General features: G+C 66.6%; 15 protein-coding genes. All 15 read right to left on the bottom strand.

What is annotated here, in order from left to right; translation table 11 throughout:
* Nucleotides 1-38: 38 nt before the first annotated feature.
* The 15 genes from F2P44_RS04450 to F2P44_RS04380 all read right to left on the bottom strand — a co-directional run bounded on the left by F2P44_RS04450 (nucleotide 39) and on the right by F2P44_RS04380 (nucleotide 19331).
* Nucleotides 39-599 carry a hypothetical protein gene (locus F2P44_RS04450; protein ID WP_167085413.1) on the bottom strand — a complete coding sequence of 187 codons (561 nt, stop codon included), beginning with the start codon at nucleotides 597-599 and terminating at the stop codon, nucleotides 39-41.
* A gap of 132 nt (nucleotides 600-731) precedes the next feature.
* Nucleotides 732-1217 (bottom strand): CCDC90 family protein, encoded by a 486-nt coding sequence (locus F2P44_RS04445; RefSeq protein WP_167085411.1) that lies wholly within the window; start codon nucleotides 1215-1217, stop codon nucleotides 732-734.
* A 216-nt stretch (nucleotides 1218-1433) separates the two neighbouring features.
* Nucleotides 1434-1826, bottom strand: coding sequence for a RidA family protein (locus F2P44_RS04440; RefSeq protein ID WP_167085409.1), 393 nt, complete (start codon nucleotides 1824-1826; stop codon nucleotides 1434-1436).
* Between the two features lies 1 nt (nucleotide 1827).
* Nucleotides 1828-2985 carry an acyl-CoA dehydrogenase family protein gene (locus tag F2P44_RS04435; protein ID WP_167085407.1) on the bottom strand — a complete coding sequence of 386 codons (1158 nt, stop codon included), beginning with the start codon at nucleotides 2983-2985 and terminating at the stop codon, nucleotides 1828-1830.
* Between the two features lies 1 nt (nucleotide 2986).
* Nucleotides 2987-3841 carry an enoyl-CoA hydratase family protein gene (locus F2P44_RS04430; protein ID WP_167085405.1) on the bottom strand — a complete coding sequence of 285 codons (855 nt, stop codon included), beginning with the start codon at nucleotides 3839-3841 and terminating at the stop codon, nucleotides 2987-2989.
* An 8-nt stretch (nucleotides 3842-3849) separates the two neighbouring features.
* The gene (locus F2P44_RS04425; protein ID WP_167085403.1) at nucleotides 3850-4341 is read right to left on the bottom strand and encodes a MarR family winged helix-turn-helix transcriptional regulator; all 492 of its coding nucleotides are present in this window, start codon (nucleotides 4339-4341) and stop codon (nucleotides 3850-3852) included.
* On the bottom strand, nucleotides 4341-6713 hold the full coding sequence (locus F2P44_RS04420; protein WP_167085401.1) for a bifunctional salicylyl-CoA 5-hydroxylase/oxidoreductase: 2373 nt from the start codon (nucleotides 6711-6713) through the stop codon (nucleotides 4341-4343). Before F2P44_RS04420 ends, F2P44_RS04425 begins: the two co-directional genes overlap by 1 nt.
* 16 nt (nucleotides 6714-6729) lie before the next feature.
* The gene (locus F2P44_RS04415) at nucleotides 6730-8358 is read right to left on the bottom strand and encodes an AMP-binding protein (RefSeq protein WP_229423373.1); all 1629 of its coding nucleotides are present in this window, start codon (nucleotides 8356-8358) and stop codon (nucleotides 6730-6732) included.
* A gap of 99 nt (nucleotides 8359-8457) precedes the next feature.
* Complete coding sequence (locus F2P44_RS04410) at nucleotides 8458-9177, bottom strand: response regulator (RefSeq protein ID WP_167085399.1); 720 nt, start codon at nucleotides 9175-9177, stop codon at nucleotides 8458-8460.
* A 120-nt stretch (nucleotides 9178-9297) separates the two neighbouring features.
* On the bottom strand, nucleotides 9298-14130 hold the full coding sequence (locus F2P44_RS04405; RefSeq protein ID WP_229423372.1) for a two-component regulator propeller domain-containing protein: 4833 nt from the start codon (nucleotides 14128-14130) through the stop codon (nucleotides 9298-9300).
* Between the two features lie 92 nt (nucleotides 14131-14222).
* Entirely contained in the window at nucleotides 14223-14948 is a 726-nt protein-coding gene (locus F2P44_RS04400; RefSeq protein WP_167085397.1) for a response regulator, read from the bottom strand.
* Nucleotides 14949-14981: 33 nt separating this feature from the next.
* A complete protein-coding gene (locus tag F2P44_RS04395) occupies nucleotides 14982-16151 on the bottom strand; it encodes a patatin-like phospholipase family protein (protein WP_167085395.1) in 1170 nt (389 codons plus the stop codon).
* Between the two features lie 72 nt (nucleotides 16152-16223).
* Nucleotides 16224-17999: a gamma-glutamyltransferase gene (ggt, locus tag F2P44_RS04390; protein ID WP_167085393.1), complete on the bottom strand. Its 1776-nt coding sequence runs from the start codon at nucleotides 17997-17999 to the stop codon at nucleotides 16224-16226.
* Nucleotides 18000-18066: 67 nt separating this feature from the next.
* Nucleotides 18067-18825, bottom strand: a complete 759-nt coding sequence (locus tag F2P44_RS04385) for a 3-hydroxyacyl-CoA dehydrogenase (protein WP_167085391.1) — start codon at nucleotides 18823-18825, stop codon at nucleotides 18067-18069.
* A gap of 98 nt (nucleotides 18826-18923) precedes the next feature.
* A complete protein-coding gene (locus F2P44_RS04380) occupies nucleotides 18924-19331 on the bottom strand; it encodes a hypothetical protein (RefSeq protein ID WP_167085389.1) in 408 nt (135 codons plus the stop codon).
* Nucleotides 19332-19390 lie beyond the last annotated feature (59 nt).

Raw genomic sequence — 19390 nt, 5'->3', positions numbered from 1 at the left:
TCAGACAACGTAAGGACGAGGGGAAGAAATTGAAAATCTCAGCGCCGGGCGGGCGGCAAAGCACCAGGCACTTGCCTGTCCGGAGGAGTTGCCGACGGCGCGCTGGGGACCTGCAGACGTGTGGCAAGATTGCTGATCTGGTTAGTGATCTGAGCCGTGACCTGATTGCTCAAGTAGATGCCCATACCGGCGATGCTGAAGATCACGGTAATCGCAAGCGCGCCGAACCACATCATCGCTTTCATCAAGGTGCCATGTACCTCATTGCGCAGCTTCACCATTTCTGCACGAAGACTCGACCCCAATTCACTCATTTCCCCGCGTAATTCGGAACCCACGGCGTCTATTTTCCCGCGCAATTCGGAACCCAGGGCGTCTGTTTTTCCAAGTAACTCGGAGCGCATCTTCTCCATATCCAGGCGCAAGTCGACCAGGTCCGCCTTGGTAGCCAGGGTCGGCAAGATAGTGTCAAAACGCGTTTCGAGCACGGTGAGGCGGCGGTCCATGCCGCCATCATACGGCGGCCCCCCGCCACCGGCAACGGGCGCACGTTTGTTGTCAGGTTCCGGCGGCCCGCTCGGCACGGCATTCATACTCATCGACATCCCCGGTTGGCACGGCACGCGCCGTGCCATCAAGTGTAGGCTCGTACGATTGCCGTCATCGGGTGTTCCACGCGCGCCTTGACGTGGGTCAGCCAAGCTAAGGAAGAGGGGAACAAATTGAAAAGCTCAGCGCTGGGCGGGCGGCAAAGCACCAGGCACTTGTCTATCCGGAGGAGTTGCCGACGGCGCGCTGGGAACCTGCAGACGAATGGCAAGATTGCTGATCTGGTTAGTGATCTGAGCCGTGACCTGATTGCTCCAATAGATGCCCATACCGGCGATGCTGAAGATCACGGTCATCGCAAGCGCGCCGAACCACATCATTGCCTTCATCAAGGTGCCATGTACCTCATTGCGCAGCTCGGATCGCATCTTTTCCATCTCAAGCCGCAATTCATTATTTGAACGCATGCACAAATCGACAAGTCCAACACGCAACTCGGCCAAGTCCGCCTTGGTCGCCAAGGTCGCCAAGATGGTGTCAAAGCGCGTTTCGAGCACGGTGAGGCGGCGGTCCATGCCGCCATCATACGGCGGGCCCCCGCCACCGGCAACGGGCGCACGTTTGTTGTCAGGTTCCGGCGGCCCGCTCGGCACGGCATTCATACTCATCGTCATCCCCTGCCTGGCACGGCACGCACCGCGCCATCAAGTGTAGGCGTATACGGCTGCCGTCATCGGGTGTTCCACGCGCGCCTTGACGCGAGTCAGACTACGTAAGGGCGAGGGGAACAAATTGAGAAAATTGAGAAGCTCAGCGCTTTGCTGCCGGCGAAGCACGAAGCATTCTTCGACCCGGCAGCCCTCCCGCCCGCCGCCCCAGGCAAGCTACGCCGGCACGATTGCCGTCACTTCGATTTCCACGCGCGCCTTATCCTCGATCAGACCAGCCACCTGCACCGCCGTCATCGCCGGAAAGTGCCTGCCGATGACGTCGCGATATGCCGCGCCGACTTCCTTGTGCGCCCGCAGATACTCGTGCTTGTCGAGCACGTACCACGTCATGCGCACGATGTGCTCGGGCCGCGCTCCGCCCTCGGCCAGCACATCGACCACATTTTGCAGCGCCTGGCGCACCTGCCCGGCGAAGTCATCCGTGTGAAACACGCCCTGGCCGTCCCAGCCGATCATGCCGCTCACGCACACCGTGCGTCCGCTGGCCGCCACGCCATTTGAATAGCCGCGTGCCCGTACCCAGCCCGGCGGTTGTAGAAATTCCATGCTATGCCTTCCCTTCCAGCGCCGGCGCGGCTTCGCGCAGCAGCTCGCGCGCGATGATCAATTGCTGCACCTCGGTAGCGCCTTCGTAAATGCGCAGCGCGCGGATCTCGCGGTACAGCCGCTCCACCGGATGCTCGCTGACCACGCCCATCGCGCCGAACATCTGCAGCGCCGCGTCGATGACCTTCTGCGCCGTTTCGGTTGCCGTCATCTTGGCCATGGCCGCTTCCTTGGTGACCTTGCGGCCCTGGTCGCGCTGCCACGCCGCCCGGTACGTCAGCAGCGCCGCCGCATCGATCCCGCTCGCCATCTCGGCCAGCTTCGCTTGCGTGAGCTGGAAGTCGGCCAGGGTCTGGCCGAACATCTTGCGCGTGCTCGCATGCGCGATCGCCTCGTCGAAGGCGCGCCGCGCAAAGCCCAGCGCCGCCGCCGCAACCGACGTACGGAACACGTCCAGCGTCGCCATCGCCACCTTGAAGCCCTGCCCTGCCTCGCCCAGGCGCTGCGAGCTTGGGACGCGGCAGCCATCGAAACGCAGGCGCGCCAGCGGATGCGGGGCGATCACCTCGATCCGTTCGGCCACCGACAACCCGGGCGTATCGGCATCGACGATGAACGCGCTGATGCCGCGCGCGCCAGGCGCCTCGCCGGTACGCGCGAACAGCACGTAAAAGTCGGCGATACCGCCGTTGGAAATCCAGGTCTTCTCGCCATCGAGCACATAATCGTCGCCGTCGCGTACAGCCGCGCACTGCATCGCCGCCACGTCCGACCCGGCCTGCGGCTCGGACAGCGCGAACGCCGCAATCGCCTCGCCGCGCGCCACCCGCGGCAGGTAGCGCTCCTTGTTGGCGGCGCTGCCGAACAGTGAAATCGCGCCCGATCCCAGGCCCTGCATGGCGAACGCGAAATCGGCCAGGCCATCGTGGCGCGCCAGCGTTTCGCGGATCAGGCAAATGGCGCGCGTGTCGATCGCGCCAACAGCATGCTCAAGCCAGCCGCCCGTGCCAAGCTGGCGCACCAATGCACGACAGGCGCCATCGACATCGCGTCCGTGCGTGGGCGACAGCTTGGCGCTCGCCCACGTGTCCAGTGCCTGTTCCAGCGCAGCGTGTCCGGCGTCAAAAAACGGCCAGTCCAGATACGTTTTGTCAGCCATCTCAATCCCCCTCGAATACCGGCCGCTGCTTGGCCACGAAGGCGTGATAAGCGCGGTGGAAGTCGTTTGTCGCCATGCAGATCGCCTGCGCCTGCGCTTCGGCCTCGATAGCCTCGTCCACGCCCATATTCCATTCCTGCTGCAGCATTTTCTTGGTCATCCCATGCGCAAAAGTCGGCCCCGAAGCGAGCGAAGCGGCCAGCGCCTGCGCATCGGCCAGCAGCGTTTCCGGCTCGCTGACGCTGTTGAAAAAGCCCCAGCGTTCGGCTTCAAGGCCCGACATCGAACGGCCCGTGTACAGCAGTTCGGCGGCGCGTCCCTGACCGATCACGCGCGGCAGCAGCGCGCACGCGCCCATGTCGCAACCGGCCAGGCCGACCCGCGTGAACAGAAACGCCGTCTTGCTGCGCGCAGTCCCGATCCGCATGTCCGACGACAGCGCCAGGATCGCACCGGCGCCGGCGCAGATGCCATCGACCGCGCTGATCACCGGCTGCGGGCAGGCACGCATCGCCTTGACCAGATCACCCGTCATGCGCGTAAACGCCAGCAGGCCGGGCATGTCGAGCTGCGTCAAGGGACCGATGATGTCGTGCACATCGCCGCCCGAGCAAAAATTCTCGCCCGCGCCGGTAATGACGACCACCTTCACATCGTCCGCATACGCCAGCGCGCGAAACAGGTCGCGCAGCTCGGCGTAGGACTCGAAGGTGAGCGGATTCTTGCGCTGCGGCCGGTTCAGGGTCAGGGTCGCGGCCGCGCCCTCGACCTCGAAACGAAAGTGGCTGGCCCGGTACGACGCCAGCGCGCTGCGGTTGCCGGGCAATTGCTGTGCCTGGCCTGGTAGGTAACGCATGGTATTCCTTATTGAAGATGCTGTTTCATTTGCGAGAGCAGCGCGATGAGCTGCCCCTTGTCGTCGGGCGACATATCCTTGAGCAGGTCGGCGATCCACTCCTCATGCACCACCGCCATTTTGGCGAACGCGATGTGGCCTTCGCGCGTCAGCTTGACGCTGTAGGCGCGCCGGTCCTTCGGGTCGGGCACGCGCACCACCAGCGCTTCCTGTTCCAGCTGGTCGGTGATGCCGGTGATGTTCCCGCCGGTGACCATCATGCGCTTGGACAGCTCGCCCATGCGCAGCCCGTCCGGATGGCGCTCCAGCTGCGCCATCAGGTCGAACCGCGGCAAGGTGATGTCGAAGGTGGTGCGCAGGCGGCTGCGAATCTCGTTCTCGATGCGCACCGTGCACGAAAGCATGCGCAGCCACAGCTTGAGCGACTGGTGATGATCCTGCGTCAGGCGGCTGGCCAGGTCCAGCGCCGTGCCATCGTCCTGCGCTGAGAGGTCGTCCATCAGCCCTCCAGCAATCTGGCCGCGACCTGCTGCGGACTCAAACCGGCACCGGCGGCGGCCAGCTGGCGTTCGCGTTCCAGGTTGCGCTCCAGCTGCAGCTTGGCCGGCCGGTACTGCTTCGGCCAGTCGATCGCGGAAAAGCCGATGCGCGCCGCCTCGGTCAGGGTCCACGCCGGGTTGGCCAGGTGCGGCCGCCCCACCGCGCACAGATCGGCGCGGCCGGCCGCGATGATGCTGTTGGCGTGATCGGCCTCGAAAATCGAGCCCACCGCGATGGTCGGAATCTTCGCCTCATTGCGCACGCGGTCGGCGAACGGGGTCTGGAACATGCGTCCGTACACCGGTTTTTCGCGCTTGCTGACCTGCCCCGACGAGCAGTCGATCAGGTCGGCGCCGGCATCCTTGAACAGGCGCGCGATCAGCACCGCGTCGTCGGGCGTGATGCCGCCGTCGACCCAGTCGTGCGCCGAAATGCGCACGCTGATCGGCCGGTCGGCCGGCCAGGCGGCGCGCATCGCGCGAAACACCCGCAGCGGATAGCGGCAGCGGTTTTCCAGGCTGCCGCCGAATTCGTCGCCGCGCCGGTTGGTCAGCGGCGAAATGAACGACGACAGCAGATAGCCGTGCGCGCAGTGCAGCTCCAGCCAGTCGAAGCCCGCGTCAAACGCCGCGCGCGTGGCGCGCACGAAATCGGCTGCGATGCGGTCCATGTCGTCGACCGTGGCGGCGCGCGCGGTCTGCGAAACGCCCTCCAGATACTGTTCGCCCGAGGCGGCCACCAGCGGCCAGTTACCGCTTTCGAGCGGCTGGTCGATCCCGTCCCACATCGCGCGGGTCGATCCTTTCGGCCCCGCGTGGCCCAGTTGCAGCGCGATCCTGGCGTCCGAACCGGCATGCACGAAGTCGACGATGCGCTTCCACGCCGCCGTGTGTTCGGGCGCGTACATGCCCGGGCAGCCTGGGGTGATGCGCGCATCGGCCGACACGCATGTCATTTCGGCGAACACCAGTCCCGCGCCACCCAGGGCGCGCGCGCCAAGGTGCACCAGATGATAGTCGCCCGCCACGCCGTCAACCGCCGAATACTGCGCCATGGGCGAGACCACGATGCGGTTTTTCAGCGTGACGCCGCGCAGTTTGAAGGGAGTGAGCATCGGCGGCATGCGTGCGCCGGCCGGCAATGCCAATCCCGCCTGCTCGCAGGCGCGCCGCGCTATCCAGGCCTCGAAACCGGCGACGTAACCGGGGTCACGCAGGCGCAGGTTTTCGTGCGACAGGCGCTGGCTGCGCGTGAGCATCGAGTACGCGAACTGCGGCGCCTCCATGGCGGTGTAGCGCTCCACGTTTTCGAACCACTCCATCGAGTTGCGCGCCGCGCTTTGCAGCTTGAGCACTTCAACCGCGCGCACTTCCTGGTAGGCCGCCAGCGCCTGCGCCGCATCCGCGTGCGCGCCGAAACAGCGCGCCAGCTCGATCGCGTCTTCCAGCGCCAGCTTGGTGCCCGAACCGATCGAATAATGCGCCGAATGGGCCGCGTCGCCCATCAGCACCACGGGAACCGCCCCGTTCCAGTGCACCCACTGCGCGCACACCACGCGCGGAAACGTAATCCACATGGCCGAACCGCGCAAATGCGGCGCATTGGACATCAGTGCATGCCCGTCCAGCTGGCCGGCGAACAGGCGCTCGCAGTACGCGATGCTCTCGTCCTGCGTCATCTGGTCCAGTCCCGCGCGGCGCCACACCTGCTCCGGCGTTTCGACGATGAAGGTCGAGGTATCGCCATCGTACTGATATATATGGGCCTGGAACCAGCCGTGCTCGGTCTCGGCGAAGGCGAACGTGAACGCATCGAACTTCTTGCGCGTGCCAAGCCACACGAAGCGGCAGCGGCGCGCCTCGATCTCGGGCCGATAGGTGCCGGCGTAGCGCTTGCGGGTACGGCTATTCAAGCCGTCCGAAGCAATCACCAGGTCGGCCCCGTACCTGGCGGCCAGCGCCTGGTCGTCCTCGACCTCGTTTTCGAACACCAGCTGCACGCCCAGTTCCTCGCAGCGCTGCTGCAGGATGTTGAGCAGGCGCTTGCGGCCGATGCCGCAAAAGCCATGCCCGCCCGACGTCACTTTCTCGCCCTTGAAGAAGATATCGATATCGTCCCAGTGATTGAACGATTGCAGAATCTCGCGCGCGCTCTGCTCGTCGGCGTTCACCAGGTTGCCCAGCGTCTGGTCGGAAAACACCACGCCCCAGCCGAAGGTATCGTAAGGCCGGTTGCGTTCGACGACGGTGATCTGGTGGGACGGGTCCTGCTTTTTCATCAGCAGGCTGAAATACAGTCCGGCGGGGCCGCCGCCGATGCACACAATATTCATGAGGTTCGTCTTCGGTTTAGTTTGCGCGCAGCTTGAAGCGCTGCAGCTTGCCGGTTTCGGTACGCGGCAGTTTGTCGATGAACCTGAGCGAGCGGGGATATTTATAGGGAGCGATCTGCAGCTTGACGAACTCCTGCAACTGGGCGGCCAGCGCCTCGGTCGGCTCGAAACCGGGCCTGAGCACCACGTGCGCCTCCACCACCTGGCCACGCTCCTCGCAAGGACGCCCGATCACGCCGCATTCGGCCACCGCGTCGTGGCGCAGCAGCACTTCTTCGACTTCGGCGCCGGCGATGTTGTAGCCGGCCGAGATGATCATGTCGTCGGTGCGCGAACGGTAGTGGAAATAGCCGTCGGCGTCCATCTCGTAGGCGTCGCCGGTGAGGTTCCAGCCGCCGACCACGTAATCCTTCTGGCGCTCGTCGGCCAGGTAGCGGCAGCCGGTCGGCCCCTTCACCGCCAGCCGGCCGATCACGCCCGGCCCCACCTGCTGGCCGTTGGCATCGAGGATGCAGGCCTGGTAACCCGGCACCGGTTTGCCGGTCGCGCCGGGCCGGATCGCGTCGCCCGCCGCCGATATGAAGATGTGCAGCAGTTCGGTCGCACCGATGCCGTCGATCATGCGCAGCCCGGTGGCCGCCTGCCAGGCTTGGCGCGTGGCCAGCGGCAGCGCCTCGCCGGCCGACACGGTGCGCGTCAGGCTCGACAGGTCGTAATTCGCCGCCAGCGGTGCCATCTGGCGGTAAAAGGTCGGCGCGGTAAAGCACACCGTGGCGCGGTATTTTTCGATGGCGGCCAGCAGCGTCTCGGGCGTGAGTTTTTCCAGCAGCACCCCGGCCGCGCCAACGCGCATCGGGAACAGCAGCAGCCCGCCCAGCCCGAAGGTGAAGGCCAGCGGCGGCGTGCCGATGAAGATATCGTCCGCGCGCGCGGCCAGCGTATGGCGCGGAAAGCAGTCGCAGATGGCCAGCACGTCGCGGTGAAAATGCATGGTCCCCTTGGGAACGCCAGTGGTGCCCGAGGTAAAACTGATCAGGCACACGTCGTCGGCGGCACTGGCGTGCGCGGCGAACGGCACCGGATGGCGCGCCATCATGGCCTCCAGCGAGGCCGGATTATCAGGGTCGTTGAACGTCACCACATGGCGCGGCAAGGCGGCGATGGCGTCGATCTCGCCGCGCAGGCTGGCCGCGCACAGCACCGCGTCCACGCTGGCCTTGTCGACGATGGCGGTCAGCTCGCGCGCGCGCAGCAGCGGCATGGTGGGCACCGCGATCAGGCCGGCCTTGAGCACGGCCAGCAGGCAAGCGGCCATCATTGGATTGTTCGCGCCACGCAGCAGCACGCGGTTGCCGGTGACCAGTCCCAGGTCGGCGCGCAGCACGTGGGCGATGCGGTCGACCCGCCGTTGCAGCTCCGCGTAAGTCCAGCTTTCGTGCTCGCCGGCGATGGCGGTGCGCTCCCCCCAGCCGCGCTCCACGGCGGCGTCGAGCAGTTCGGCGGCGCAGTTCAGCTGCGCCGGATAGTGCAGCTCCGGCAGGTCGAACAAAAAGTCGGGCCACTGGCCCGGCGGCGGCAGGTGTTCGCGCGCAAAGCCGTCCTGGTAGGCCGAAGCGCTCAGTAGCGATGCTGTCAATCGTGTCATGGTCGCCCCGAAAAAAGTATCAGTGGTCGGGTCCTCGTTCACCCGACGGATACTTTAGACTTAAACTATCACAACATCAAGCGCTTTCGCGCATCGTCGTCAGGAAGCGATTCCCAGGCGTTTGAGCGCCTCGCTCTGGTGCATCGCCGAGCGCACCACCTCGGCCAGTGCCAGCTTGACCTGGGCGCCATCGAGATCGCCGGGCGGCAGCGCCTTGAGCGTGTCGGCCGCGCCGTTCAGGCCCAGCGTGACGCAGCCGGCGTGCAGGCGGTCGATGCGCACATGGGCCGCGCCATGCTCGCCGCGTTCGAGCATGGCGGCGATGTCGGTGCCGGCCGCCGCCGCCTGCGATTGCAAGCCGCCCAGGTAGACCAGCAGGCGTTCGGCGCCGATCCCGAGGCGCAGCAGCGTGGCCTGTACCTTTTCGGCGCGCAGCGGTACCGCGATCGGGGCGTGCCTGGCCAGGCCGGCCATGTGCTCGCGCACCTGCTCACCCTGGAACGGTTTGACGATATAGCCCGACGCGCCAAGGCCGCTGGCCTGGTCGACCGTGTCGCGGTCGGTGGCCGAGGACACCAGCACGAAGGGCATCGCGCCCAGAGCGCCGTCGGCGCGCACGCGCTGCAGCAGGTCCATGCCGGACAGGCGCGGCATGCGCAGGTCGCAAAAACAGATTGCAGGGCGCAAGCCCTGTTCGAGCTGGTTCCAGGCGTCGACCCCGTCCTCTGCTTCGAGGATTTCGAATTGGCCGCAGGAGTCGATCAGGTGCATCAGCACCATGCGCGATACGATGTCGTCATCCACCACCAGAACCTTCATTCGGCCACCTCCCGTACGCAACAACGCCAAAAAACCCGCAACAACCGATTCCGGAAGTTTATACCAATAGTTTATACGCCAATATTACAGCATATGCATAGCGGGTCGGCACTTGAGGAGCTACGCGTTGTCGTAAGCGGACAGCAGTTCGCGCAAGCGCGGCATGGCCACGGCGATCAGGTCCCAGCGGCGCGCGTCGGCCGCTTCTTCCATCTCGCCCGACAGCTGGTGCAGTTCGGTCGCCTCCAGGTAGGAAGAGCTGCCCTTGAAGCCGTGCAGCAGGCGCCCGGCCGTCTCGGAATCATGGGTGACAATGGCTTCTTCCAGGTCGGCGCGGCGGCTCGGCAGGTCGCTGGCGAAGGCGGCCCGCATGCGCGCTTTCAGGTCGCTGGCGCGGCGCCCGGCATTGTGGGCCGCCGGTCCGGCCAGCGGCGCAGGGCCGGTATCGACGCCGAACATGGCGTCCAGTTCGGCCGTGGTGGGCGGGCGTTCCACGCGCGGCTGCGGCATCGGCGCCAGGCTGATGCCACGCTGGAGCTGGCGCTCGATGGCGCGGCTCAGGTGATGATGCAGGGCCGCTTCGTCGATCGGCTTGGTCAGGAAGTCGTCCATGCCGCAGGCCAGGTAGCGGCTGCGGTCTTCCTCGCTGGCGTTGGCAGTCAGCGCCACGATCATCAGCTCCTGGTCGCGCACGGGCGCTTCCGGCGGGCCGCCGGCGCGGATCAGGCGCGTGGCGCTGGCGCCATCCATCTCGGGCATGCGCCCGTCCATCAGGATCAGGTCATAGCGCGTGCGCGCGCAGGCCGCCACCGCCAGCAAGCCATTGTCGGCGATGTCGACCTTGTGCCCCAGGTCTTCCAGCATCATGCGGATGATGATCTGGTTGGTCGGGAAGTCTTCCGCACACAGGACCTTCAGGCGGTGGCTGTGCGGCTCGCGCGGCACGTGCTGCACCATCGGCGGGGCCACGCCGTCGGCCAGCGGCAGCAGCACGCTGAAGGTGCTGCCCACGCCCTCGGTGCTGTCGACGCTGATGGACCCGCCCATCAGGTCGACCAGCTGGCGGCAGATCGCCAGTCCCAGCCCGGTGCCGCCGTAGCGGCGCGTGGTGGTACTGTCGGCCTGCTCGAACTTCTGGAACAGGCGTTCCACCGCATCCGGGGCGATGCCGATGCCGGTGTCGCTCACCGCAAAGCGGATGGTGTTGACGCCCGGCGCGCTGCCCGGCACCGGCGCCACGCGCTCGACCGCCAGGCGCACCGCGCCGTTGTTGGTAAACTTGAAGGCATTGCCGACCAGGTTGACCAGCACCTGGCGCAGGCGGGTCGGGTCGCCTACCACGAAGCGCGGCAAGTCATCGGCCAGCGACACATTGAAGCCCACGCTTTGCGCGGCGGCCTGCTCCTCGAACAGGCTGACCACGTTTTCGACGGCGCCGGTGAGCCCGAAATCGATATTCTCGATGGTCAGCTTACCCGCCTCGATCTTGGAAAAGTCGAGCAGATCGTTGATGATGGTCAGCAGCGACTGCGCATTGGCCTGGCCGCGCAATATCTGTTCGCGCGTGTTTTCCTGCAGCTGGCCGTCGCGCAGCGCAAACCCCAGCATGCCGATCACGCCCGCCAGCGGGGTGCGCATTTCGTGGCTCATATTGGCCAGAAACTCCGACTTCTGGCGGGTGGCGTCTTCCGCCTTCTGCTTGGCCAGGCGCAATCGCTCGTCGTTTTCCTGGAGCGCGCGGTTGGCCAGCGCCAGTTCGTCGGTGTTCAGGCGCACCTGGCGCTCCTGCTCGACCAGGCGCGCCTGGGTTTCTTCCAGCTCGCGGTAGGCGCGCGCGTTGTCGAGCGCCACCGCCGCGTGCGCGGCCAGCGTCTTGAGCATGTCCAGGTGCACGCGGTGGTAGGCATTGAGCTCCACGCTCTGCACGCACAGCACGCCCATCATGCGTTCCTTGACGATCAGCGGTACGTACATCATCGCCACCGGCAGCGAGCGCGGGCTGCCGTCCACGCGTAGCGGCGGGATCGGCACCGCACTCTGCTCGGCGTCCAGGTAGCGCCCATATTCGGCGTCCAGGTCGTTGATGAACACTTCGCGCCGGTGCTTCAGGCACCACACCGCGAACTGGTGCGGATCGTCCAGCGGGCGCGTATAGAACTGGCTGCGCAAGCCCTGGTCCATCGCGAACGGGAACTCGATCACGCCCTGGTCTTCGCGATAAAAGCCGATGCCGAAGATGCGCGCATCCATCAGGTGGTGCACATGGCGGTACACGGTGCTCATGATGGTTTCCATGTCGAGCGTGGCGGTCAGCTCGCGCCCGATCTCGGACAGCACCGAGATATTCCGGTGCGCCAGCTCCACGTTCTCTTTCTGGCGCTCGACTTCTTCTTTCTGGCGTTCGGCGTCGAAGCGGCGCTGCTCGGCCTCGGCGCGCTGGCTGTCGGCATCGCGCCGCTGCGCTTCGAGCTCGCCCTTCTGGCGCTCCAGCAGGCGGTTCTGCTGCTCGATTTCCTCGGTGCGCGCGGCCACCTGGGTTTCCAGCATGTCTTTCTGGCGCCGCAGTCCGGACATGCGCGCGCGGTAGGCCCAGTAAGCGCTGCCCAGCACCAGCAATGCCGACAGGGTGCGGAACCACCAGGTTTTCCAGACCGGCGGCAGGATCGTGATGGCCAGCGTGGCGCCCTCCTCGCTCCACACGCCATCCTTGTTGGCGGCGCGCAGGCGGAACGTATAGGTGCCGGGATCGAGGTTGGTGTAGGTGGCGAAGCGGCGGCTGGCGTCGGTGCTGACCCAGTTCTGGTCGAAGCCATCGAGCCGGTACGAGAACAGGTTGCGCTGCGGCGCGGCGTAGTGCAGGGCCGAGAATTCGAGCGAAAACACCGAATCGGCCGCGCCCAGCGTGACCGCGCGGGTCGACTCGATCGGCCCCTTGAACAGGCCCGGACGCGCCAGCGCGGCCGGCCGGTTGAAGATCTGGAAGCCGGTGATGACCGCGCGCGGGGCGATCCGGTTGTCGCTGATGGCCTTGGGATTGAAGGCGGTCACGCCATTGAAGCCGCCGAAATACATGGTGCCGTCCGGCGTGCGCAGGGCCGAGCCGTCGAAGTAGGCGCCTTCGATGGTGCCGTCGCCGGCGCTGTAGTTGCGGAATAGGCCGGTCAGGGGATCGAAGCGCGAAATGCCGGTATTCGTGCTGAGCCAGAGTTTGCCCTCTTCATCCTCCAGGATGGCGGCGATGGCGTCGTCGGCCACGCCGTCGGCCACCGTGTAGCGGCGAAAGCTCACCGCGCCGCCGGCGCCGATGCTCATCTTGTTCAAGCCGGCCGCGGTGCCGACCCACAAGACACCCTTCTTGTCTTCGTGCAGATAGTGCACCTCGTCGTGACTGATGCTGGCCGGGTTGGCCGGATCGTGGCGGAAGTGGCGGAACTTGCCGCTGGCGCGGTCGAGCATGTCGAGACCGTCGAAGGTGCCGATCCACAGCTGGCCGCGGCGGTCTTCCAGCAGCGGGCGCACCACGTTGTCGGCCAGGCTGGAACTGTCGGCGGCATCGTGGCGGTAGGTGACGACGGCGCGCGTGGCCGGATCGAGCCGGTGCAGGCCGCCGCGCGAAGCGATCCACATCACGCCGGCGCGGTCGGACAGCATGCCGCGGATATGGTTGCCGTCCGGGTCGCCCTCGGCGAAGGACTGGCGCGTGAAATTGCCGCTGGCCGGGTCGAAGCGCGCCACGCCCGAATGGCTGCCGATCCACAGCATGCCGTCGCGGTCGTGCGCCAGCGCGCTGGCCGGAATGCCGGCCAGGCTGTTGGGATTATCCGGGTCGTGCCGGTACAGGCGCGCCTGGCCGGTTTCCGGATCGAGCCGGTTCAAGCCGCTGTTCGCCCCGATCCACAGGTCGCCCCCGGGCGCGGCGGCGATCGCGCGCACCTTGTTGTCGGACAGGGTATCGGGAATCTCGGCATGGCGCGCAATGCGCGCGAAGCCGCCGCTGTTCAAGTCGACCCGGCTCACGCCGGCGTACCAGGTGCCGACCCAGAAGGTGCCGACGCGGTCGCGGTACATGGCCGAAATCTGGTTGTCGGCCACGCTATGCTTGTCGCCCGGCAGATGGCGGTAGTTGGCGAAGCGGCGCGTGGCCGGCTGCCAGCGATACAGGCCGTCGGTATGGCTGCCGACCCACACGTTGCGGTCCTGGTCCTGGTACAGGGTGGTGATGTAGCCGGAACGCAGGCCGTCCGCCACGCCCAGTTGGCGGCGCTGCGAGGCAGCGCTGCCGATCTTCCAGCTTTCCAGGCCACCCAGGCTGCCGATCCACAGGGTCTGGTCGGTGTCGACCAGCAGCGCCTGCACCATATTGTTCTTGTGGTCGACCCCGAGCGCGGGATAGTGCTCGAAGGCGCGCGCGCCGACCGCCAGGCTGTCCACGCCGGACGAGGTGCCGACCCACACGCGCCCGCCGGCGTCGACCGCCAGCGCATTGACCTGGTCGTCGGCCAGGCTACCCGGGTCGCCCGGCACGTGGTGCCAGACCTTGAATTTTCCGCTGACCATGTCGAAGTGCTGCAAGCCGTCGCTGGTGCCCAGCCACAGTCCCTGGCGGCCGTCGCCGGCGATGGCGCGCACGTGCAGGTTGCCGTTGCCGCGCTTGACCGGTTCGTCCGGCGCGTAATGGGTGAAGGTCTGGGTGGCCGGATCGAAGCGGTCAAGGCCGCCGTCGGTGCCGATCCACAGGCGGCCGCCCTCGTCCACGTGCAGCACGCGCACCCAGTTGTTGACCAGGCTGCGCGGGTTGCCGACCACGTTGCGGTAAGTGGTGACGCGGTAGCCGTCGAAGCGCGACAGGCCTGCCTGGCTGCCGAACCACATGAAGCCCTCGGCATCCTGGGCCACCGCCAGCACCGATTCCTGGGCCAGACCCTGTTCCACGCTCAGGTGCTCGAAGCGCAAGGTACGTGCGGGCGCGGCCTGGCTGCCCGCGAACGGCAGGCAGCACAGCAGGAGGAACAGCGCCGCCAGGGCGGCAAAACGTCGGATCGGGTTCAGGCAAGCGCTCCTTCGTTGTCGGCCGCGCCGGCGCGCAGGCGGCTCAGCTGGCGCCGCACCGATTCGCTCACCTCGTCCAGCACCGCCGCCACGGCGCGCGCGTCGGGCAAGCCGCGGCGCGCCGTATCGAGCTGCGAGGCGACATGCCACAGGCCGAGCGTCATGCAGCCGGTGTGCACCGAATCGATGCGCAGGCGGGCGTCGGCGCCCTCCCCGGCTTCGAGCAGCGCGACGATGGCGGCGCGCCCGGCCAGCAGCTGTTCGGCGAAAGCGTTCAGGTAGGCGCCCAGCCGGTCCGACCCGATGTTCAGGCGTTTCATGGTGGTGGCCGGGTCTTCGGCCAGCTTGTCGAGCGTAATGCGGAAGATTTTTTCCAGATGGGCGCGCGCTTCGGCCGCGTGCAGCGGTTTCAGGATGTAGCCGACCGCGCCCAGGGTCACCGCCTGCAGCACGGTGTCGCGGTCGGAGGCCGACGAAACCAGCACGAACGGCACCTGGGCCAGCGCCGGATCGCCCTTCATGCGCTCGAGCAGGGCGATGCCGGACATGCGCGGCATGCGCACGTCGCAAAAACAGATCACCGGATGCAAGCCTTGCTGGAGCATGGCCCAGGCCGCGGCGCCATCTTCCGCTTCGACCAGGTCGAAAATGCCATACACCGACAGCAGGTCCATCAGCGCGATGCGCGAGACCACGTCATCGTCAACAATCAGTGCTTTCATGAAGTTCTCCATGGCGGTTCCGGCGCGCGCGGCTCAGGAGCCGAAAAAAGTCAGGACATCGGCGCGCCGCGCATGGGTGTCGCGCTGGCCGAGCTGGATCAGTTCACAGGTGTAGCTCGATTCGAACAGCAGGTACGAGGCCAGCGCCGAACCGCGCGCCTCGGTCGCGCCTATCCCGGAGAGCATGGTGCGGATCGGCGCCGGCAGGCTGGCCGTGTGGCGGCTGGCGATCACGTCGAGCCGTTCGGACGGGGCGATCACCAGCAGCTCCACCGGTTTCAGGGGCATCTTCTGGCGGTATTCCTCCGGCAGCAGCGACAAGGTCAGGTTGATGCGGTTCAGGCGCTCGATGTCGACCGCCAGGCTGTCGAGAAAAATCGAGGACATGGCGTGGCCGGCGATCTGCGCCAGGCTCGGATAGCGCGCCTGGCCGGGCGTGTCGCGGTTCGGTTCGGACAGGCGCCCGGCGCCCACCACCAGCACCTTGGACGCGCCCAGGTGGATGGCCGGCGAAATGGGCGCGAGCTGGCGCATCGAGCCGTCGCCGCAAAATTCGCGGTGGCTGCCCAGGTACAGCGGCACGGCCGGAAAAATGAAGGGAATCGCCGACGACGCCAGCAGGTGCTCGACCCCGATCTGGTCTTGCAGCGCGATGCGCTGCATGCGCACCCAGGGCGCGATGTCGGCGGCGGTCTGGTAAAAGGTGATGTGGTTGCCGGCCGTGTAGGACGAGGCGGTGACCGCCAGCGCATGCAGCAGGCCGTCCGACATGGCCGCGTCCAGGCGCGGCAAGTCGAGCATGCGGTGCAGCAGGCCCACCAGCGGGGTGTTGTCCAGCAGCGAGGCCGGCGGCGCGGCGCGCCATTTGCGCAGCAGCCAGCCGAACGAGAGCAGCGACAGCCAGCGCGCGCCGGAGCGCAGCACGCCCAGCGAATCGGCGCGGTAGACCTGTTCGACGGTGAAGTTTTCCCACACGTCGAGCAGCTTTTGCACGCCCTCGCCAAAGTTATCGGCGCGGCAGGCCAGGGCCACGGCGTTGATGGCGCCGGCCGAGGTGCCGCAGATGATGTCGAAGGGGTTGCGCGCGGGCCGCCAGCCGGCCTCCCACAAGATTTGCGAGATCGCCTGCAGCACCCCCACCTGATAGGCGGCGCGCGCGCCACCGCCGGTGAGGATCAAGCCCGTTTTTTGTTCCGTTTCCATTCGCCAAGCGTATCAGGGTCTGCCCGCCTTGCGGGAGAAACTTAGGACTTGTACACTTTTTACAATAGCGCCTCAGTCGCCCCTGGCCACGCCTTCGCGGCGCGGATCGGCCCCGCCGAACCACCATGGCTGGCCGTGGATCAGGATGCGCTGCACGCCATGCAGGCCGGAAGTCATTTCGTAGCTGCGCAGGGAGTGGCCGCGCGCCTTCAGTTGATCCTGCAGGGCCGGACTGAAACGTCCCTGTTCCAGCTCGGTCGGCCCGTTGCGGCTGCCGAAGTTGGGCAGGCTGATGGCCTGCTGCACATTCAGGCCCCAGTCGAGCGTGCCGACCAGGGTCTTGGCCACGTAGTTGATGATGGCCGGGCCGCCCGGCGAACCGACCGCCAGCACCAGCTTGCCGGTCGCGCGGTCGAACACCACCGTCGGCGACATGGCGCTGCGCGGGCGCTTGCCGGCCTGGACCCGGTTGGCCACGGGGCCGCTGGCGTCGGCCGAATCGAAGGAGAAATCGGTGAGCTGGTTGTTCAGGATGAAGCCATCGACCATCTGGCGCGACCCAAAAGCGTCTTCCACCGTGGTCGTCATCGACAGGCCGGCGCCTTTGCCGTCGACCACCACGAAGTGCGAGGTGGACGCGGTTTCGATGGCGTTATCGAGACCCCACGCCACTTCCATGCCGGGCGGCGTGCCGGCTGCGGCGGTGCCCATCGACTTGTCGCCGATCAGGGCGGCGCGCTGGCGCAGATAGGTTTTGTCGATCAGGCTCGGAATGCCGCGTCCCGGCAGCGGCACGAAATCGGTGTCGGCCGCATAGCGGTTGCGGTCGGCGTAGGCCAGGCGCCCGGCTTCGGTAAACAGGTGCACCGCGTCGGCGCCCAGCACGCCATCGACCGGCGCGTAGGCGCGCATATCCTTCGTTTCCAGCATGCCAAGCATCTGCGCCACGGCGATCCCGCCCGACGACGGCGGCGGCATGCCGCACACGGTGTAGGCGCGGTAGTCGCTGCACACCGGCACCCGCACCTTGGGCTGGTAGCCGGCGATGTCCGCCGCGCTCAAGAGGCCCGGGTTGCTCGGATGGGCCGCCACCTTGGCCGCGATGTCTTTGGCGATGTGGCCCTTGTAGAAAGCGTCGGCGCCGCCGGCGGCGATCTCGCGCAGGGTCGACGCCAGCGCGGGATTGCGCAGCAGGTGGCCGATCGGCCAGGGCTTGCCATCCTTGTCGTAGAAATAGGCGGCGGCCACCGGGTCCTTGCGCAGGTGCTGGTCGAACATCAGCATGCCGTTCAGGCGCTGGCTGACCGGGAAACCCTTGTCGGCCATGGCGATGGCCGGCGCGAACAGCGCCTTCCACGGCAGCTTGCCGTGCTGGCGGTGCGCCAGTTCCAGCATGCGCAGCACGCCCGGCGCGCCCACCGAGCGCCCGCCCACCACGCCGGCGGTGCGCGAGAGCGGCGTGCCATCCTTGTTCTGGAACAGGTGTTCGTCGACCGCCGCGGGCGCGGTTTCGCGGCCATCGAAGGCTTGCACATTCTTGCCGTCGTAATGCATCAGGAAGGCGCCGCCGCCGATGCCGGACGATTGCGGTTCCACCAGCGTGAGCATCAGCTGGGTGGCGATGGCGGCGTCGATGGCGCTGCCGCCACGGCGCAGGATCTGATAGCCGGCATCGACCGCCAGCGGGTTGGCGGCGGCGACCATGAATTTCTTGGCGGCCCAGCCGGCCTTGTCGGCATAGGCGGTGTGAATTTCGGGCGAGTCGGCCGGACGCACGGCGGCATCCTGGGCCAACACGGGGGCGCTGAACACGAGCAGCGCGAAAGGAAGGTACTTCAACCTGAGCATGGATTCTCCAATGAGAAACGCGCGACCACAGCCGCGCGTCCGATCCCGCTATCGTACAGTAAATGAATTACTTCGGTTGCATGCGGATCGCGCCGTCAAGACGGATGGTTTCGCCGTTGAGCATGACGTTTTCGATGATGGCGCGGGCCAGGTGGGCATATTCGGCAGGGCGGCCGAGGCGCTGCGGGAACGGTACCATGTTGCCCAGCGCGCCGCGCACTTCTTCCGGCATGCCCATCAGCATGGGGGTCTCGAAAATGCCGGGAGCGATGGTCATCACGCGCACGCCGCTGCGGGCCAGGTCGCGCGCCATCGGCAGGGTCATGCCGGCCACCGCCGCCTTGGACGAGCCGTAGGCCGCCTGGCCGATCTGGCCGTCGAAGGCCGCCACCGACGCGGTATTGATGATGATGCCGCGCTCGCCGGAATCCATCGCTTCGGTCTTGCCCATGGCATCAGCCGCCAGGCGCGCCATATTGAAAGTGCCGACCAGGTTGATGTTCACGGTGCGCTGGAATACTTCCAGCGGATGCGGGCCATCCTTGCCCACGGTTTTCACCGCCGGCGCCACACCGGCGCAGTTGACCAGGCCGCGCAGGGTGCCCAGCGCGACAGCGGCGGCAACCACGGCCTGGCCATCGGCCTCGGAGGTCACGTCGCATTTGACGAACTTGCCCTTCAGTTCAGCGGCCAGCGCTTCGCCCGCCTCGACCTGCACGTCGGCCAGCACCACCTTGCCGCCCGCTTCGGTGATCATGCGCGCCGTCGCCGCGCCCAGGCCCGATGCGCCGCCCGTGATGATGAATACATTGTCTTGAATTTGCATGGTGTCCTCTTCTCTTATAAGTTCTTTTTGACGTTTACGTAAACGTCAACTAACCGGATTGTAGCGAACTTTTCACGGAAAACACCAATCGTGGTGCATTAAAAACACTGGATCGTGGCGCCATTGGCGGTGCAGGGGCGGCCCTGCGCGCCGATCACGGTGTTGCCGGCCGCGCCGTTGTAGCGCGTGCCGTTGACGTCGGTGCAACCTCCAGCGTCGCAGCGGTTGATGACGGCGGGCGGCGGGGCGATGGACGATGGCGACGTCGATGGCGCCGGCAAGGCGCTCACCGGCACCGCTGGCGGCGCGTGCAGGCGCGGCCCGTAGGCGGGCATGCCATCGACGATCTGGCGGACGGCGCGGCGCTCGATGGGTGATTTCTTGGGCGGTTTCTTGGGCGGCGCCGGTTTGGCCTGCGCGGGCGTGGGCGGGCGCTCCTCGCGCGCCAGGACGCCGCCCGCAGCCAGCGAAACCATCAGCACCAGGGCGATGTTCGGGACCAGCATCGTGCACCCCGCAAGAAGATGAGTAACCCAGCCAGCCTACCATGTTTGCCCGGAACGCG

Source organism: Massilia frigida, from assembly GCF_011682175.1.
GTDB classification, from domain to species: Bacteria; Pseudomonadota; Gammaproteobacteria; order Burkholderiales; family Burkholderiaceae_D; genus Telluria_A; species Telluria_A frigida.
Note: the sequence above shows the minus strand (reverse complement) of the source record. Positions and strands in the feature narration are given on the sequence as shown.

Excerpts from the sequence above, each read along its gene's own strand:
- F2P44_RS04445 (WP_167085411.1), bottom strand. The coding sequence starts at position 1,217 with ATGAGTATGAATGCCGTGCCGAGCGGGCCGCCGGAACCTGACAACAAA.
- F2P44_RS04430 (WP_167085405.1), bottom strand. The coding sequence starts at position 3,841 with ATGCGTTACCTACCAGGCCAGGCACAGCAATTGCCCGGCAACCGCAGC.
- F2P44_RS04415 (WP_229423373.1), bottom strand. The coding sequence starts at position 8,358 with ATGACACGATTGACAGCATCGCTACTGAGCGCTTCGGCCTACCAGGAC.
- ggt (WP_167085393.1), bottom strand. The coding sequence starts at position 17,999 with ATGCTCAGGTTGAAGTACCTTCCTTTCGCGCTGCTCGTGTTCAGCGCC.
- F2P44_RS04395 (WP_167085395.1), bottom strand. The coding sequence starts at position 16,151 with ATGGAAACGGAACAAAAAACGGGCTTGATCCTCACCGGCGGTGGCGCG.
- F2P44_RS04425 (WP_167085403.1), bottom strand. The coding sequence starts at position 4,341 with ATGGACGACCTCTCAGCGCAGGACGATGGCACGGCGCTGGACCTGGCC.
- F2P44_RS04420 (WP_167085401.1), bottom strand. The coding sequence starts at position 6,713 with ATGAATATTGTGTGCATCGGCGGCGGCCCCGCCGGACTGTATTTCAGC.
- F2P44_RS04410 (WP_167085399.1), bottom strand. The coding sequence starts at position 9,177 with ATGAAGGTTCTGGTGGTGGATGACGACATCGTATCGCGCATGGTGCTG.
- F2P44_RS04385 (WP_167085391.1), bottom strand. The coding sequence starts at position 18,825 with ATGCAAATTCAAGACAATGTATTCATCATCACGGGCGGCGCATCGGGC.
- F2P44_RS04450 (WP_167085413.1), bottom strand. The coding sequence starts at position 599 with ATGAGTATGAATGCCGTGCCGAGCGGGCCGCCGGAACCTGACAACAAA.
- F2P44_RS04380 (WP_167085389.1), bottom strand. The coding sequence starts at position 19,331 with ATGCTGGTCCCGAACATCGCCCTGGTGCTGATGGTTTCGCTGGCTGCG.
- F2P44_RS04435 (WP_167085407.1), bottom strand. The coding sequence starts at position 2,985 with ATGGCTGACAAAACGTATCTGGACTGGCCGTTTTTTGACGCCGGACAC.
- F2P44_RS04440 (WP_167085409.1), bottom strand. The coding sequence starts at position 1,826 with ATGGAATTTCTACAACCGCCGGGCTGGGTACGGGCACGCGGCTATTCA.
- F2P44_RS04400 (WP_167085397.1), bottom strand. The coding sequence starts at position 14,948 with ATGAAAGCACTGATTGTTGACGATGACGTGGTCTCGCGCATCGCGCTG.